The sequence below is a fragment of the Campylobacter sp. IFREMER_LSEM_CL2090 genome, from assembly GCF_025771865.1.
GTDB lineage: Bacteria > Campylobacterota > Campylobacteria > Campylobacterales > Campylobacteraceae > Campylobacter_D > Campylobacter_D lari_D.
Genome location: NZ_JAKMRA010000009.1, coordinates 51465 through 68659, shown reverse-complemented (window position 1 = coordinate 68659; position 17195 = coordinate 51465). Strand labels below are relative to the sequence as shown.

The 17195-nt window shown below is 29.4% G+C and carries 13 protein-coding genes and 1 other RNA gene; 7 read left to right on the top strand and 7 right to left on the bottom strand.

What is annotated here, in order from left to right:
- Positions 1–8: 8 nt before the first annotated feature.
- Positions 9–3632, bottom strand: coding sequence for a filamentous hemagglutinin N-terminal domain-containing protein (locus tag L8V85_RS06685; RefSeq protein WP_263737712.1), 3624 nt, complete (start codon positions 3630–3632; stop codon positions 9–11).
- Positions 3633–3796: 164 nt separating this feature from the next.
- On the opposite strand from L8V85_RS06685, the gene L8V85_RS06680 reads away from it, so the two are divergent.
- The gene (locus tag L8V85_RS06680) at positions 3797–5425 is read left to right on the top strand and encodes a multidrug ABC transporter permease/ATP-binding protein (protein ID WP_263737711.1); all 1629 of its coding nucleotides are present in this window, start codon (positions 3797–3799) and stop codon (positions 5423–5425) included.
- Positions 5426–5434: 9 nt separating this feature from the next.
- Entirely contained in the window at positions 5435–5908 is a 474-nt protein-coding gene (locus L8V85_RS06675; RefSeq protein ID WP_133319039.1) for a GlcG/HbpS family heme-binding protein, read from the top strand.
- Between the two features lie 24 nt (positions 5909–5932).
- On the opposite strand, the gene cgb is transcribed toward L8V85_RS06675, so the two are convergent.
- Positions 5933–6361 (bottom strand): single-domain globin Cgb, encoded by a 429-nt coding sequence (cgb, locus tag L8V85_RS06670; RefSeq protein ID WP_133319038.1) that lies wholly within the window; start codon positions 6359–6361, stop codon positions 5933–5935.
- A 185-nt stretch (positions 6362–6546) separates the two neighbouring features.
- Here cgb and L8V85_RS06665 point away from each other — a divergent pair, with 185 nt between their 5' ends.
- Genes L8V85_RS06665 through L8V85_RS06655 form a run of 3 tightly spaced genes read left to right on the top strand, consistent with a single transcriptional unit; the run spans position 6547 to position 10132 of the window.
- A complete protein-coding gene (locus tag L8V85_RS06665) occupies positions 6547–7551 on the top strand; it encodes a Fe(3+) ABC transporter substrate-binding protein (RefSeq protein ID WP_263737710.1) in 1005 nt (334 codons plus the stop codon).
- Between the two features lie 17 nt (positions 7552–7568).
- Positions 7569–9152, top strand: a complete 1584-nt coding sequence (locus L8V85_RS06660; protein ID WP_263737709.1) for an ABC transporter permease — start codon at positions 7569–7571, stop codon at positions 9150–9152.
- A complete protein-coding gene (locus L8V85_RS06655) occupies positions 9152–10132 on the top strand; it encodes an ABC transporter ATP-binding protein (protein WP_263737708.1) in 981 nt (326 codons plus the stop codon). The genes L8V85_RS06660 and L8V85_RS06655 overlap by 1 nt, the downstream gene beginning before the upstream one ends.
- A 70-nt stretch (positions 10133–10202) precedes the next feature.
- On the opposite strand, the gene L8V85_RS06650 is transcribed toward L8V85_RS06655, so the two are convergent.
- On the bottom strand, positions 10203–10874 hold the full coding sequence (locus L8V85_RS06650) for a WG repeat-containing protein (protein ID WP_263662116.1): 672 nt from the start codon (positions 10872–10874) through the stop codon (positions 10203–10205).
- Positions 10875–11007: 133 nt separating this feature from the next.
- Between L8V85_RS06650 and L8V85_RS06645 the strand changes: the two genes are divergently transcribed.
- Positions 11008–12231 carry an HD domain-containing protein gene (locus L8V85_RS06645; protein ID WP_133319034.1) on the top strand — a complete coding sequence of 408 codons (1224 nt, stop codon included), beginning with the start codon at positions 11008–11010 and terminating at the stop codon, positions 12229–12231.
- Positions 12232–12235: 4 nt separating this feature from the next.
- On the opposite strand, the gene ffs is transcribed toward L8V85_RS06645, so the two are convergent.
- Positions 12236–12333, bottom strand: an RNA gene (ffs, locus tag L8V85_RS06640) — signal recognition particle sRNA small type.
- 52 nt (positions 12334–12385) lie between these two features.
- On the opposite strand from ffs, the gene L8V85_RS06635 reads away from it, so the two are divergent.
- Positions 12386–12829 (top strand): hypothetical protein, encoded by a 444-nt coding sequence (locus tag L8V85_RS06635; protein ID WP_133319033.1) that lies wholly within the window; start codon positions 12386–12388, stop codon positions 12827–12829.
- Positions 12830–12839: 10 nt separating this feature from the next.
- On the opposite strand, the gene L8V85_RS06630 is transcribed toward L8V85_RS06635, so the two are convergent.
- The 3 genes from L8V85_RS06630 to L8V85_RS06620 are packed head-to-tail and all read right to left on the bottom strand — an operon-like array spanning position 12840 to position 17195.
- Positions 12840–14465: a flagellar hook protein FlgE gene (locus tag L8V85_RS06630; protein WP_263737707.1), complete on the bottom strand. Its 1626-nt coding sequence runs from the start codon at positions 14463–14465 to the stop codon at positions 12840–12842.
- A gap of 4 nt (positions 14466–14469) precedes the next feature.
- A complete protein-coding gene (locus L8V85_RS08445; protein ID WP_220567070.1) occupies positions 14470–15477 on the bottom strand; it encodes a flagellar hook capping FlgD N-terminal domain-containing protein in 1008 nt (335 codons plus the stop codon).
- A 50-nt stretch (positions 15478–15527) separates the two neighbouring features.
- Complete coding sequence (locus tag L8V85_RS06620; protein WP_220567071.1) at positions 15528–17195, bottom strand: flagellar hook-length control protein FliK; 1668 nt, start codon at positions 17193–17195, stop codon at positions 15528–15530.

The following is a 17195-nucleotide window of genomic DNA, read 5'->3' as shown; positions in this document are numbered from 1 at the left end:
AACTTTCTTTAATTAGCACATGGGTTCATAGCTTTAAACCCATCGCTTACAATACAAGTTTTTTTACGAGCTTCTATATCAAGTTCCCCAATTTCTTTGATTATTATTTCATCTTTAACTAAATCATCTCCTAAAGAATTAAATAAAAATAAATTAGCAATATTGTCATTAATCATTGCAGGATAGTTTTGATTATTGTTTAGACTTGATTTTGCTTGATTGTTTTCTAGTGTAGGAATGCTAGGAATACTAGGTGTTAGATCGGTCCAAGGTAAATCAGGTTCAATAGGAATGCTAGGTGTTAGATCAATGCTTTCTAAAATAGGTTTATATAAGTCATATTGATAATCTCCCATTATTAAAAAACTACCTTTATTGTGTTGATATTCTATTTTATTTTTAATTTCTGCTAATCCTAATTTGGAAGCTATTGTTTCTTGTTGTTTTTCTAGCATATTGATATTTTTAAGTAATTGAGCTAGCTTATTAGGATCTAGTGAAGAATTGTTTTTTATATAGTCATTATAAGATTTTTCTGCTATTTGAAGTTGTAATTTTATATTTTCCAATTCTTTTAGAAGTTGTTGTGAATTTAAAACTATATCTTTTAATTCTCCTTTTAGAATTTCTAATATACTTATTTTTTTCTCAATTGTTTTGTCTATATTTGATTTTATATTGTTTTGATAAAAATCTTTTACACCTTCTTCAAATTTATCATTATTTGCATTATTTAATCCGTTGTTTTGATAAGCCATTATAAAATCTAAACTTTGAACTATCTTCAAGGCTTGTGATTTATTATTTGCTGTATCTTTGATGAAGTATTTTGCCACAAAATCTACTTTTTCATCTTCTGTCATTAGATTATAATCTTTTTCTGCTAACATATCCAATAAAACATCAATATATATTTTATAATGCTGATTGATAAGATCTGCTAGAATTTCATTTTTGATGACATCTTCATATAAATCATCTTTACCAAGGATGGCTTCTTCTTGTATGATATTGTCTATATTTGGGTAATTAATTTCTATTTTATTTGAAAAATCTGGTTTTTTTGGTAGTTCTATAATAGGTCTTGCTATTGTATTATCTTTACTTAAAAAATCTTCAAATTTTAAATTTTTATTATCATCATTATAGGTATGAATATTAATTTTCATATCTTTCCATAATTTTAAGTCGCTAAAAACATCATTAAAATCATTTTCATGATGATAAATATGTATATTCTTAAAAGCTAAATTTACATTTTTATCGTTATAGGCACTAATAAATTTTCCACTTAAATTTTTACCATCACTTGCAAAAGATTGTATTTGGGAGTCATTTTCAAAAAATAAATATATATTTTTAAAATCTAAATTAAATTTTTGAAACATTGAACGCCCTTCAATATATCCGATAAACCCAGCAGCATTGGCAAAGTCTTTTTGTCCATAAGCTTGTATATTTTTTATATCATATATGCTTATGTTAGAAAAACTTCCTTTACCTTCTTTTTGAATCCATCCTGCAAAACCTCCAACATTCACCATTCCACTTTTGTCTTTTTCAATCTTGCCTGAAATAGTGTCAATATTTTTTATTGTGATATTTGAAAGAGATAAATTATCACTTCTATATCCTTCTATTTTTCCTGCAAAGCCACCGCTTGCAGCACGAGTGCCTTCCATGGAGTTATTATTAATGCTTTCTATTTTTTCAGCTTCTATGCTAATATTATCAAAAACACCTCCATTAGCAAAACCTACAAACCCGCCAGCATAAGCATTTCCTGTATCAAAAAAATCTTCTTCCAACGAGCCATCTTTGTTATCTTGACTAATGCTTTTTACATTTTTAACACGCACATTGATGTTTTTAAAATAAGTATCACCAGAATCAATACTTCCTACAAATCCACCAGCATAAGTATGGCGTAAAGTAGTAAAAGTGGAGGTTATGTTGTTTATATCTAAATTTATATTTTCAAGATCAGCATAGCCTATATTACCTGAAAAACCACCTGTAACAAAACCTCCATTAATTTCATCAATTTGTCTTATATCGATATTGCTAAATTTTCCTCCCCATACTTCTCCGGCAAAACCACCTGTATATGTTGCTTTTGTTGTTTTATCATTAATAATTTTATTTATTTGTGATATGTTTATATTTTCAAATTTTCCATTGTTAATTCCACCTACAAAACCTCCAATATGTGATCTATTTTCAAGGCTAATACCGCTGATTTCTCCTATTGATTTTATATCAATCTTGTTAAAGTTAGCACCATTAACATATCCTATAAAACCTCCTGCGTAGAGGTTGTTTTTATTTTGTGTAGAGATTTTAGAGATATTTTTTAACTCTATATTTTCAAATTTACTGCCACCACTTGCATGTCCTACAAAACCTCCAGTATACATTGAGTTTGATAGAATAGAATTATCGTCATAATCAATTATTATATTTTTAAATTCAGAACCATTAGCATTTCCAAATATACCAACATATCTTAAAGAATCTGATAACACATTTGTATCTATGAATATATTTTTTAAAGCAAAATTTTGTCCGTCAAAAATTTTATTATAAAAGCTATTATCTTCTATAATTTCCCAATTATCATTGTAAATAGGATCTTTATATCCTACTATCATATTGGTGCAACCATATCCTTCTATACAGTAATTTGCATAGTTTTTTCTTTTAAAATCTATATCATTTGTTAGTCTGTATTCAACAGCTGTATTTCTAAAATCTTTTTTATTTTCATTCCAACCTTTGGCAAAATGCCACCAATCAACATCTGAAGATATTCCTACAAAATCATATATGTTAAAAGAGTTATTATTATGTTTTATATTTTGAAAATCAGCTTGTTTAAGTTTATCAAAAACTGCAAAAGAATTAGGATCGTAGTAATATCCACTAGCATTTAAATATATAGAACCTCTTTCTTTAGCGCTTACTTCTAATTTTGATAAAGAATTTGCGTTTATATTTGATGTATCAATGTCTATTTCGTTTCCTATAAGTTTGATGTTTTTTGAGTTGATTTTAGTTAATAAATCATTTGAATTTTTAATATTTGAATTTAATAAAATTTTATTTCCTATAAAGACAACTTCTTCAGCGTTAATATTTCCCATATTAACTACATTGCCATTGTTTTTATCTAATTTTATAATGGGTGATTGTATGGTGTTTGTTTTTCCATTTGCAAATTTTTGTATTTCATCAGAACTTATTGATGAGGTTGAAGCCACAAAGCGATTAGCATTGATAGTTCCTGTTTTAGTTATGATTACTCCATTAGGATTGATTAAAAAGACATTATTGCCACTTGCATTTAATAAACCTTCTATGGTGGATTTACTTGTACCATGAGCAATGTTTAGGTAGTTTTTGTTAGAGCCATTAAAATTTACACTTTCATTTTTGCCTATGCTAAATCCCCCCCCCCATTGTATTACAGAATTTTGCCCATTTCCGTGGATATTCATATGATTATCATTTATGCTAATAGAACCACTAGTTCCATGTGTAAATTTACCACCACTAGGTAGCGCTAGACTTTGATCAAATAAGATAGAAATAACAATACCAGATAAAAGAATATGGTTAGAAAAACTAGACATCAGCTATCCTTAAATAATTATTAATATCAATATGTAATTTTTAAATATATTATAACAAAATTTATTTATAGTTAAATAAAAATAAATAAACATAAACAATATAAATAATTTATTATGCATATTTTTGTTATATAATTTGCTTTTAGAGTTAAGGTTTAGATTAAATGAAATTTTTAGTTTTTTTATTTAAAGAAAGCAAATTAAAAATCATTCTTTTTTTGCTTTTTAGTATTTTTACGAGTATATTAGGTGTATTGACTTTAGTTTTTATCAATGAATTTTTATTAAAAGCTAATCTTGAAAACTCAAATATTATCGTGTATTTTGTGCTTTTGTTGCTTGTATTTTTTGCGAGTTCTTCTTTTGTAGAAATTGCTTTAAACTCGTTTGGACAAAGTTTTATTTTTAAAATGCAAAGAAGGGTTGTAAAGCAAATTTTAGATACAAGTGTTTTGAGTATTTTAAATACTACTAAAGCAAAGATTTTGGCTTCTTTGAATAATGATGTGCGTAGTATTTCTTTTGGACTTTTAAGACTTCCTGAATTCATACAATCAAGTGTTTTGATTATTTGTGTAAGTGCTTATATAGCTTATCTTTCTTTAGAAATTTTCTTTTTGTGTTTTGTGTGGATAGTGTGCGTTTTTTTGGTGGATAATTTTTTAATGAGTAAGGTGTATTTTTATTTTAAAAATGCTAGGGAAAATGATGATGCTTTGCAAAAAAACTATCAAAATATTTTACAAGGGCATAAAGAATTAACCTTAAATCCTTTAAGGGCAAAGTATTATTATGAAAACGAGTTTGAAAAAAATGCTCTAAAAAAGAAAAAAAGCTCCACTATAGGAAATATCTTACATATCTTATCTAATAATTGGAGTAATAGTGCCATGCTAGCTTTAGTAGGAGTGGAGTTTTATATAGCTTTAAGCTATGAACTTGCTAGTTTGCAAAGTGCTACTACTATTGCTTTAAGCGTGCTTTTTTTAAGATCACCACTTGGAGCTATGATAGGAAGTTTTCCTACGCTTATGATGGCAAAAATCGCTTTAGATAAAATTTCAAATTTAAATTTAGAAAATTATTCTCATGAGTTTAAATTCAGTCAAAATAAAAAAACTTGGCAAAAACTTTGTTTTAAAGATGTATCTTTTTCTTATAATGAAAATTTTGCACTAAAACCTGTAAATTTTGAGCTTAAAAAGGGCGAATGCGTATTTTTAATAGGTAAAAATGGTAGTGGTAAATCTACTTTTTCTATGATTTTAGCAGGACTTTTTATAGACTTTAAAGGGGATATTTTTTTAGATGATGAAAAAGTAACTTCAGAAAATATTTATGAATATAGAAGTTTAATTAGTGCGATTTTTAGTGATTTTCATTTATTTGAGCATGTTTTAGAAGATGAGAAATTTAGCAAAGAAGACTTGGTATACTGGCTTGAAATTTTAGAACTAAATGAAAAAGTAGAGCTTGTGGAAAATACTTTTAGCACTATAAAGCTCTCGGCTGGACAAAAAAAGCGCCTTGCTATGCTTAATGCTTTACTTGAAAAAAGAGATATTTTAATCTTAGATGAGTGGGCAGCTGATCAAGATCCTATGTTTAGAAAGTTTTTTTATACTAAGCTTTTGCCACTTTTAAAGCAAAAAGGTATTACAATATTTGCTATAACACATGATGAAGTATATTTTGACATGGCTGATAGAATTTTACTCGCACAAAATGGTCAAATTTGTGAATTAAAAGGCGATATTAAAGAACTAGCAAAAAATGCAGTAGAAAAATTTTAAAGGATAAAAATGAAAAAATTATTTATTTTATGTTTATTTTTAGGAGTAAGTTTGATGGCAAAATCTTTTGAGCTTGTAAAAGAGCCTGTTCTAACTTCGCAAATGGTTGAAGGGATTTTGGATCTTGCAAAGAAAGAAGCAAGAAAAAATGGCTTTCATGTAAGTATTACCATAGTAGATAAATCTGGTCAAATTTTAGCAGTTTTAAGAGATGATAAAGCGGGTGTGCATACGATTAATGCTAGTTATAAAAAAGCCTACACAGCCACTTCGCAAAAAAGAGAAACAGCAGTTATTTTTAAAGGTGTAAAAGAGGGTAAAATACCTGAAGATATTCGTTATTTAGATGATAAGTTTTCTATTATGCCTGGTGGGGTACCGATTTTTATAGATGGAGTTGTTGTTGGTGGTATAGGTGTGGGTGGAGCACACTTAGATGAGGATGTAAAAATAGCAAAAGCGGGGATAGCGTTTTTAAAATAGGCTTTGAAAAATCAAAGCCTATTGTCACTTAGCTTTTGCATAAATTTCTTTTTCAATGTTTATGTAAAATTGTGCGATAGCTTTGTAAGCTTCTTCCCAAGCTTTTAGTGTAGTTTCATCTGCATTTAACACTACTTTAATAGCCTTTAAAAGACAAGCACCTACTATAGGGTAATGCTCCTCTTTGACATTTAATTTTGTATGAGTGATAGCTACTTTATCAACAAAGCTTCTCATATTTTCTAAATTTTCTACATTTTTTGCTGCCATTAAAATAGCCATTGCTAAAGCTTTTGGTTGCTCGCCTGAAGCTTGTTTTTCCATATTAAACATAGGTTTTACTTCAGGATATTCTTCAAACATGATTTTATAAAATTCTTTAGTTAAAACTTCGCCATTTTTTTGTAAAATTGGTACACAATCTTTGATGATTTGAATTTGCTCTTGTGTCATTTTATCTCCTTTGTATATTGTATTTTTGATGATTATATAAAAATAAGAGAAAAAATATCTTGATTTATGTTAATTTTGTATTATTTTAAATTGATTATGTATATCAATTTAAGTAAATATAAAGTGAATTATTAATATAATAATCCTTATCAATTTCAAAATTTAAAATTAAGGAAATTTATAAAATGAAAGCAAAAGTAGTTTTACTATCTTTACTAGCTGCTATGAGCTTAAGTGCTCAAGAGCTTACGATTTATTCTCATCGTCATTATGATTCTGATAAAGGAATTTTCAAATTATTTCAAGAAAAAACAGGCATTAGTGTAAATGTGGTGCAAGCTAAGGCTAATGAGCTTGCTAAAAGATTAGAAGTTGAAGGTAAAAATTCAAAAGCAGATTTATTTATGACTGCTGATGCGGGAAATTTAGAACAAGTTCGCACAAATAATCTTTTTGTTTCAGTTAGCTCGCCTGAGCTAGAAAAACTTTCTCCAAAAGAGCTAAGAGGCAAAAATAACGAATGGTATGCTTTTACAACAAGAGCAAGAATCATCATCGCTTCTAAAGATAGAATTAAAGATGGAGAGATTAAAACTTATGAAGATTTAACTGATCCTAAATTTAAAGGTAAGGTTTTAGTAAGAAGTTCAAATAATGTTTATAATATTTCTTTGTTAAGTGCTATGATTGATACTTTGGGCAAAGAAAAAGCAAAAGAATGGGCACAAGGCATAACAAATAATCTTGCACGCACTCCAAAAGGTGGGGATCGTGATCAAATTCGTGCAATCTATGCAAAAGAAGGCGATGTGGCTATATCAAATAGTTATTATCTAGGACATTTAGCAAATTCAAAAAATCCTAAAGATGTTGAAGCTGCAAATTCAGTAAAAGTGATTTTTCCAAACCAAGATGATAGAGGAACACATATCAATGTAAGCGGTATAGGTGTTTTAAAAACTTCTAAAAATAAAGAAGCTGCGGTTAAATTTATCGAGTTTATGCTTTCAAAAGAAGCACAAGAAATTTTAACAAACCAAAATTATGAATATCCAGTAAATAAAGAAGTAAAACCTGCTAAAATTTTACAATCTTGGGGCGAGTTTAAAGTAGAAAAGCCAAATTTTGAAGCTTATTGGGGTAATGCTAAAGAAGCTTTAATGATTTTTGATGAAGTTCAATGGAAATAATTAAGGAAAAATAAAATTTGAAATTTTTAAGTCTAAGGTGGTCTTTTGCCACCTTTTTTTTCTGTAGTTTAATCATACTGCCTATACTTGCTATTATCTTACACCTTCCTTTTATAGATATTAACACCTTAAAACATTTGAGTAAAAATGTCTTGCCACGATATATTTTTGGTAGTGCTTTTATATTGTTTGGTACTTTAGTGTTGTGTTTGATTATAGGATTAATTAGTGCTTATTTGATAGCTTTTTATAAATTTTTTGGCTCGAAATTTTTTGAATGGTTTTTGATTTTACCTTTGGCTATACCTTCTTATGTAATGGGTTTTGTTTGGATTGATTTGTTTGAATTTCAAGGCTTAATTCCCACGCTTTTAGGTGTTGATAGGCGTATAGATATCATGAATGCATATGGCGTGATTGTGATTTTATCTTTTGCTCTTTATCCTTATGTGTATTTTTTTGCTAAAAATACCTTTGCTTATGGACTTGGAAATATCATTTTAAGTGCCAAAACACTTAAGGCTTCTAATTTAAAAACATTTTTTAAAGTGATTTTACCATTTTGTCGTGTGGGTATAGTGGGTGCTTTGCTGTTGGTGGCTATGGAGGTTTTGAGTGATTATGGCTTGGTGGCGTATTTTGGCGTAGATACTTTTAGTGCAGGAATTTTTAGAACATGGGGAAGTGGTGGCGATGAAGTCAGTGCTGTGGCTTTAAGCGTGGCTTTACTTGTGTTTATCGCGCTTTTAATGCTTTTAGAAAAAATTCAAAGAGGTAAAAAAGGCTTTAATCAAAATGTGTTTTTGCCTACTCCAAAAGATGAGTTAAAAGGCTTAAAGGCATTTTTAGCCTTTTTATGGTGCTTTTTAGTGGTATTTTTAGCCTTTGTCGTGCCTATTATGTGGCTTGTTTATTGGGCTGGGTTTGATTTTATGCAAAATTTAAGCAATATCTTAACACCTGCATTTTATAGTCTTAGTGTGGCTTTGGTGAGTTCTTTTGCTATTGTGGGAGTGGCATTTTATTTATGTTTTATAGTGCGTTTAAATGATACAAAAGCTTCTAAAATCATCCTTTGGCTTACGACTTTGGGGTATTCTTTACCTGGAGCTGTGGTAGCTGTGGGAATTTTAGTGATTTTGGGTGTGTTAAATTATATTTTTGATCTTTTATCTTTTGAATATGCCATAGGTGGTGGATTTTTGGTGTTATTTTTTGGGTATTTTGTGAGGTTTTTAGCTTCAGGGATTTTTGCAACTCAATCAGGCTATGAGAGAATTTCTAAAAATATAGACTATGCAAATTTAACCTTAAAATCAAAACCATTTAAAATTTTCACTCAAATTCATTTTCCTTTGATGAAGCATTATTTAGCTTTAGCTGTGGTGATTATTTGTGTGGATATTTTAAAAGAATTGCCTATTTCGACTATACTTTCACCTTCAGGTTTTCAAACGCTTTCATCGCTTGTATTTGCTTATAGCGAAAATGAGTTAATTTACAATGTTTCTTTGCCATCTTTGATTATAGTGTTATTTGGGATTATCCCTACATTTTTAATGCATTATTTGCAAAATAAAAACAACCAAAAAGGACAATAATGGAAATCTTAAAAATTGACAATCTTTACAAATCTTTTGGAAAAATAGAGGTCTTAAAGGGAATTTCTTTGAGCTTAAAAGAAGGCGAGATTGTCAGTATTTTGGGAGAAAGTGGCTGTGGTAAGAGTTCTTTGCTTGGTTGTATAGCGGGTTTTTTTGAAATCAATGATGGTAGTATTTATATAGGGGATAAACTAGTTGCTTCTAAGAGTATGTATTTAGCCCCACAAGAGCGTGATGTGGGGGTTTTGTTTCAAGATTATGCTTTGTTTCCGCACTTAAATGTAGAAGAAAATATATGCTTTGGTATAAGCTCTTTAGGTAAAAACGAGCAAAAACAAAGGCTTGATGAGGTTTTGGAAATTTTAAATTTAAATACATTTTTAAAACGCTATCCAAATGAGCTAAGCGGTGGGCAAGCTCAAAGAGTAGCACTAGCAAGAACCATAGTCGCAAGGCCAAAAATTATACTTTTTGATGAACCTTTTTCAAATTTAAATCACACTTTAAGCGTTAAAATGCGCAAAGAAATCAAAAATATTTTAAAAGAGCATAAGCTTAGTGCTATTTTTGTTACGCATGATAAAGACGATGCTTTTTATTTATCAGACAATATCGCTTTGATTAAGGATGGAAAAATTTTAGACTATGGAAGTGCTAAAGAGCTTTTTTATAAGCCTAAAAATATAGATAGTGCTTGTTTTTTGGGCGAAGCATTTTTTATAGATCCAAATACAATTTTAGATGAGAATTTTAAAGCATATTTACAAAGTAAAAATGGCATTTTACGCCCTAATGATATACAAATTTCAACCTCACAAACTCCTTTAAAGGCTAGCGTTTTAGAATGTGTGTTTTATGGGGATTTTTATGAGCTAGGCGTGAGTTTGGAAGGACATATTTTTAGCATTTATCATCATAAAGAGCTTAGTAAAAATGATGAGGTTTATCTTAAGTTAAGTGATATAGAAAGTTTTTAATTTGCTAAAATTATAATGAGTATGCGAAAATAAAAGTTCTAGTAATTGGAATAATATCAAATTATATTTGCTATTTTATAATGTTTCCATTAGTATCTACAAAGCCCCATTTTCCATTTAGCTGAACTATTGCGGCTTTATTATAAAAACTCTCTACTTCATCAAATATAGGGTTTATAACAATATTTCCACTTTTGTCTATAAACCCAAATTTTTCGTTTAATTTTATCTTTGCGAGGCCTTCGCTAAAACTCTCTACTTCATCAAATATAGGATTTATAACAATTTCCCCTTTATTGTTTATAAACCCCCATTTTTCATTTAGTTTTATATCTGCAAGTCCTTCGTTAAAATTTCCCGCATAATCAAATTTAGGTTTTATTATAAATTCTCCATTTGTGTCAATAAAGCCCCATTTGTCGTTTATTAAAACCGATATCAAATTTTCGTAAAAACCATTCGTATCGTCAAATTTTGGTTCAGTTATAATTTTTCCGTTTTTGTCAGCGAAACCGTACTTATTACCTATTTGAATAGTTATAAAATTTTCATTAAGGTGACTAATATAGTCATATATTGGGTTTATTATAAAATCTCCATTTTTATTTATTAAGCCCCACTTGCCATTGAGTTTTACTGTTGCTATATCATTGTGAAAAAATAAAACTTCATCAAAAATCGGCCACATCATTTTTTTACCATTTATATTTACAAAACCTTGGTTGTTGTTTAATTTAATCATGGTAGAACCTCGTATTTATGTTGATGATAAGTTTTAAAGATTATTTTACAATAAAATATCAAATCACAATATCAAAATAAAATTTGCTAAAGATTATAAAATAAAGTAAAATCACAGCAAAAAAAGGAAATAAATGATTAGTGTAGAATTGATAGAGCATATTTTTAAAGCTGCTTCTATATCAAGGTGGAATGATTATCCTAGAATGACAAATTTAGTTGAGCTTGATAAGCAAGCGCATAAATTCATCATTGCTTATTTCATTGCTAAAATGGAAAAAGATGTCAATATGCGCTTTATCATAGAAGCGGGGATTTTTGAGTTTTTAAGTAGGGTGGTAGTGACTGATATACGCCCTGATGTGTATCATGAGATAACGCGTGCAAAAAATGAGCAAGTAAGTGCTTGGGTGTTAAGTAAAATCGCACCAATGATTCAAGATATTGAAAATGGTGAGTTTTTAAAACGCTATGAGCTTTTTTTGCAAGGTAAAGATTGTGCAAAAGAAAGGCTTGTTTTAAAAGCTGCTTCGTATTTTGCGACAAGGTGGGAGTTTAATATAGTTTATCAAACTAGTTCATTTTTAAGTGATATTGATGAGATTAAGGCTAAGGTTGAAGAGGAATTAGAAGATTATTATGAGTTAATTGGCGCAAGAAAAATAGCCCTTAATCGAAAAATTTCTAAAATAATCGATCTAAGCGGACGCTTGCGTTTTCAAAAAAGATGGGCACAAACTCCAAGGATTCCAGAAACTGCGGTTTTAGGACATATGCTTGTGGTAGCTATTTTGTCTTATTTTTATTCTTTAGAAGTAAAAGCATGCGATGGTAGGATAGAAAGCAATTTTTATTGTGCTTTGTTTCATGATTTGCCTGAAAGTTTAACTAGAGATATCATCTCTCCGGTAAAATATGGCATAGATGGTTTAAATGAAATCATCAATGAGTATGAAATGAAGCTTATTAATGAGAAAATTTTACCTTTTATACCACTATCTTTTAGAGAAGAATTTAGTTATATACTTGGTATTAGAGAAGGACAAAATGAAGAAAGTGCCTTTGTAAAAAATGAATTTGAAAATCGTATTTTTAATAACAAGCCAAGTGTTTATAGCGGTAGTTTGGATGCGGTCAATGAGGATCGTTTTAAGGCTATTGATGGAAAGGCTTTGAAGTATTGTGATAAGCTAGCAGCTTTTATAGAAGCGGCTTTATCGATTAGCTATGGAGTAAAGTCTAAAGAGCTTGAAAGCGGTTTTGTGGGAATGTATGAATATTTTAAAACAAATCCGACTATTAATGGGGTAAATTTCTTTAGAATTTGTGAGGATATTAAAGGATATTTTAAACTTTAAAAACCCTCTCCCAGATGACTGCGGCACACACTAAGTCTAAGTGCTCTGCTGTGTTCCCACCCTGAAGCGGTGCTTAAAAATAGCATTGCACAGGTCTAAGAGAAGGCAGTTGAAATAATATCTTAAAATATCTTAAAAAACATTGAGGTGAAGCATGTTGAGTATATTTGCAAATTTTTTATCTAAATTTAGAGAATTTTTTGTTCCTAGTCATCTGTCTTTAGAATTTAGAGCAAAATCTTTTGCGGCTATTATTGTGGCAAATAAAAATATAAAAGCAGAAATTTGGCAAGTTTTAGCTGATATTGCTAGTGAAATTTATCCAAAAGATAAAAGCAGGCAAGCAATTTTGGTGCAAACTTCTAAAGAATATGTAGATAGAGTTTTAAAAAGTGAGCTTAGTTTGGATACTTTACTTAAAAATATTGCTTTGCTTTTGAAAAAAAATCCAAGATATATACAAAAGATAAAATTTGATAAACTTGAGCGTTTAATAGATAAAAATGAAGAAGAATCTTTGGTTCAGCTTAGGGTGTATGAATTTTTTGAGCAAGAGGTAAAATATATCTTAGAGCAAAAAAATATAAATAAAACATGAAAAGCTAAAATTAGCGTTTCATGTTGATTGCTTTTTGTATCATTTGATCGGCTGTTGTGATACTTTTACTACTTGAATCATAAGCTTTTTGTAGAGTGATTAAGTTAGTAAAAGCTACCGATAAATCTACATTAGATTGCTCTAAATAAGAACCTTTAAAAGTTGCTGTGCTGAAATTTCCATTAGCATCAAGTAAAAAAGTTGGATTACCGCTATTTCCTGTTTGCCCATAAAGATTTTCCCCTAGCTTTTCCAAGCCTTGTTCGTTTGTAAAATTAAACAAAGCAAGTTTTGCCATAGCTATTTGATCTCCATTGGTAAAAGTGGCGATGATAGTACCATCTGTGTTAATAGAATAATTATTTAAAAACCCCTCGCCCTTACCATCTGTTTGTGTATGCACTGAAGGTTGTTTGTTTTGTAAAGCATGAAGCCCATCATAGCCTGAATTTGGTATATTTGGATCATAATAAGAACCAAGATTTATATTAACCCTTGTGCCATTATTATCTACTGAATTTAAGGTGTTAGATACTAAAGCTCCAGATTCGTTAAAAGTGATTAAACCTTCAGTTATTCCACCTATTTTATTGCCATCATTATCATACACTTGTGCAACGGCTTTGTATTCTAAATCTGTACCATTTTGCGGTAAAACTCTATCTAATTTAACTTTTACCCAACTAATAGATCCATCAGGATTTATTAATTTTGCAGAAAGTTCTGTGCTATCAGCTACTTCTTTTTCAACACTTAAGTGAGATGATTCTAATTTGGCTGTTTCTAAATCGACTTTATCTAGTTTTTGATTGTCGATACTAAAAGCTAAATTTTCATCTAAAGTAGCTTGTAATGTTTGACTAGCACCCTTTTCATCAGTGATTTTAAAATATATAGTATCGCCAGGTTTTATACCATAAATTTGTTCATCTTTTACACTACCTGAAATTTTTACACTACCATCTTCATTTTTACTAAATTCAAATTTAGAAGCATCTACATCTACATTTACTGCTTCTGTTTTGGTGCTTGTGTCTAAATTTCCACTCCAAGTTATATTTTGCGTTGGTTGAGGTGGTAAGTAAAGATTTTTAGGTACAGAAATAGGTCCTTGAGTATTAACTCCGCCCATTTGTAAATTCTGTCCAGGTGTTCCACTCCAAGCTGTAGTGACTTTTTGTCCCATAATCTGACCAAACATATTAGAAACTCTATCACTTAGTTGAATTTCTTGTAATGATGGATTCATAGTTCCAAGTACATAATTTCCATTTGAATCTACTAAAAATCCATTTGCATCAGGTTTAAAAGCACCATTTCTAGTATAATAAACCCCATTAGCATTACTTACACCAAAAAAGCCTTTTCCAGCAATTGCTACATCAAATTCATTATCGGTAGAAACTAACGGACCTTGTTCAAAAATATCATTAGTAGCTCCTGCTACACTACCATAACCAGTTTGACCTTTGTTATATGATTGTGTTGTTATGGTGCTATAAAATACATCTTTAAATGCCACATCAGAGTATTTAAAACCGACTGTATTGACATTGCTTATATTATGAGCGGTATTGTCTATACCATAACTTTGGGATTTTACTCCATTTACTCCATTGTAAAATGCTGTAAACATGATTTTATCCTGTAATCTCTTTAATATCTTCCCATTTAACCCAGCTACCGCCCATACCAACTAGAGCTTCACCTTCTTCAAATTTAACTCCAGTGATAGGATAAGCACCATAAGTTGAATTAACGGTTGTGCCATCTTCACCTATATAGCTTGCTCTTACATAGTATTTTCCAGATGGTACAGGACTTCCACTATCATCTGTTCTATCCCAAACGATTTGTTTCATACCAGCACTCATATCTTTAACACTCATTGTTCTTACAGGATCTCCTGCTTCATTATAAATAGTAAATGTTACAGGTGTGCTGTCTGATTTATAAGCTGAATCAATCTTTGCTGTTTTGATATCAACACTTGGGGTATGTCCTACTATTTTAAATGTTTGATCTTCTCCAACTACTGCTTGAACCGTTTCTTCTTGACCTTTGTCATCTTTTAATTTTATATGTATAGTTTCTCCAGGTTCAGCTATTTCTTTATCAACTTTACCTGTTATATCTAGTTTATCTTCGCCATTTTTCTTAAGTTCAAAACCTTCAATATCAATATCAGTCTTTTTACCTTTTTGTGGTTCTTGTGGTAAATACATATTAATTTGAAATTGTATATCATCATCTGCCACTACAAGGTAATTATCTTTAACTGTTGCAAGCTTTCCAACTGCAGCTAGTGCGCTCATACCTGTGCTTGCTGCAATAGAATTTTGTAGTTTTGTCATCGCAGTTACAAGTTGAGTCATGGTTTTATTAGTATTATCTTGCATTTCAAGTGCTGAAAGTTGTGCTGTTTGGGTAAGCATTTTTTCAGTATCCATAGGATCTGTTGGATCTTGATGTTGGAGTTCTATTAAAAGAAGCTTTAAAAACGCATCCTTGTCAAGTTCTGCCCCAGGGTTGTAAATCAACCCGCTATCACCTTCACCGGCTCTAGTACTTCCTTTGGCATTTGGCATATCTTTAGTATTAAGCGTTGCTAAAGGACCTTGAAGGGTTTGTGTGTTTATATTTGACATAAAAATCCTTTTTTATATATTTTTAAAGCTCAAAGCAAAAAATATTCCATTTAAAAATATTTTGCTAAAACCATTTCTAAGCTCGGTTTTTCTTGAATTTCTTTTTCAAAATTCACCTTATCTTCTTTACTATTGTTGTTTTTTTGTCTTTGCGGATTGCTTTGTTCTTTTCTTTCTTGATTACTAAAATTCATTTCTAAATTTGTAAATCCCATATTTACAAGAGCATTTTTAAATTCAGCTTGATGTTGTATGAAAAGATTTAAGGTATTTTGATTAGAGTTAAAGCTAATATTTAAATTTGAACCCCTTTGGACTAAAGTTACTTCTACTTCTCCAAGATTATGTGGATTAAGAGTTATACTAAAGCGAGTTATAGGTGCTTTGTAGCTTTCTAGTTTTTCTTTAAATTCTTGGGCAAAATCATTAAAAGTTTCTTTCATAGGAATATTTTGATTTTTTATAAAATTATTAGAAACCCTATTCATTTCCCTTACATAAGAATTTAAATTCTCTTCACTATGATCATTTTCATCTTTTGAAAACTCTTTTGTGTGTTTAAAAATATCACTAAAATTATCTATATTTTGATTATTTTTATCTATTTTTAAATGTTTATCTTGAGGGGCTAATAGATTTTCTAAGTTAATTTTTAAATCTTGATTTTGTATATTTTGAGTATTTTTTATATTTGTTAATTCAGTTTTTAAATCTTTTGAATTTTCTAAAACAGAACTTATTTTTTTACTAAAGCTATCTTCGCTAGTAGTTAGTTTTTCATTCTTTAATATTTCTTTAAAATCTAGCTTTTCTTTTTCTTTAATATCTTTTTTTAGGTTTGTGTTTTGAGTAAGATTAATTAACTCAATATCACTTAGTTTTTCATTGAATTTTGTTGTTGTATTTTGGATATTTTTTGCGTTTTTTATTTCTTTTTCATCTTGAATTTGAATTTTTTCTACTAATTTTTCTTTAAAATCTATGTTTTGAATGTTTTCTTTTGCTTGCGTTTTTATATCTTTTTTTGGAAGTTCTATATTTTTTAAAGCAGAAGAAAGCAAAGACACACCTTCATTTTCTTTACTTTTTATATTTTTGCTTGTATTTGGTTCTTCTTTTAAAAGCTTGGTAATTTTTTGATTGATTAAATCTTGAAAAACATTAGTATTATTATTTTGTTTTGGTATTTCAAAAAAACCTTTTTTATCAAGATTTGGAAAGGCTTCTTTTAAATCTTTAATTTGTTCAAATTTTATATTTTTGATGTTTAATCCAAGCTCTTTTGCCACATTAAAAAGCTCATTAATATTTTTTATATTTTTTAGCTTGTGTAGATTTTTTTCAAGAGCTAAAATAGCAGTATTATCCTGGACAAGTTTGTTTAGTTTTATATCCTTGCTATCGCTTTGTAAAACCTCCAATAAAGAAAGAATTTGCATAAAATTTGCACCCTCAAAAAGCTTCAAAGCATCTTTTTCATCCAGCGGTATTTTATCTTTGACATCATCTTTTAAAATTTTATCATTAACTTTATCATCTTTTTGTGGAGTCTTGAAATCTTTTGGTAAACTTCCATCTTTTTCATTTATTGCTTGCAATAAGGAATTTAAAAATTCCTCGCCATCACTTTGTGAGCTAGCGTTTTCTTTACTTGGGTTTTCATTTTGTGGAGTGATGCTTAGTAAGTTTAAAGCATCACTAGCTTGGATATTAGACAT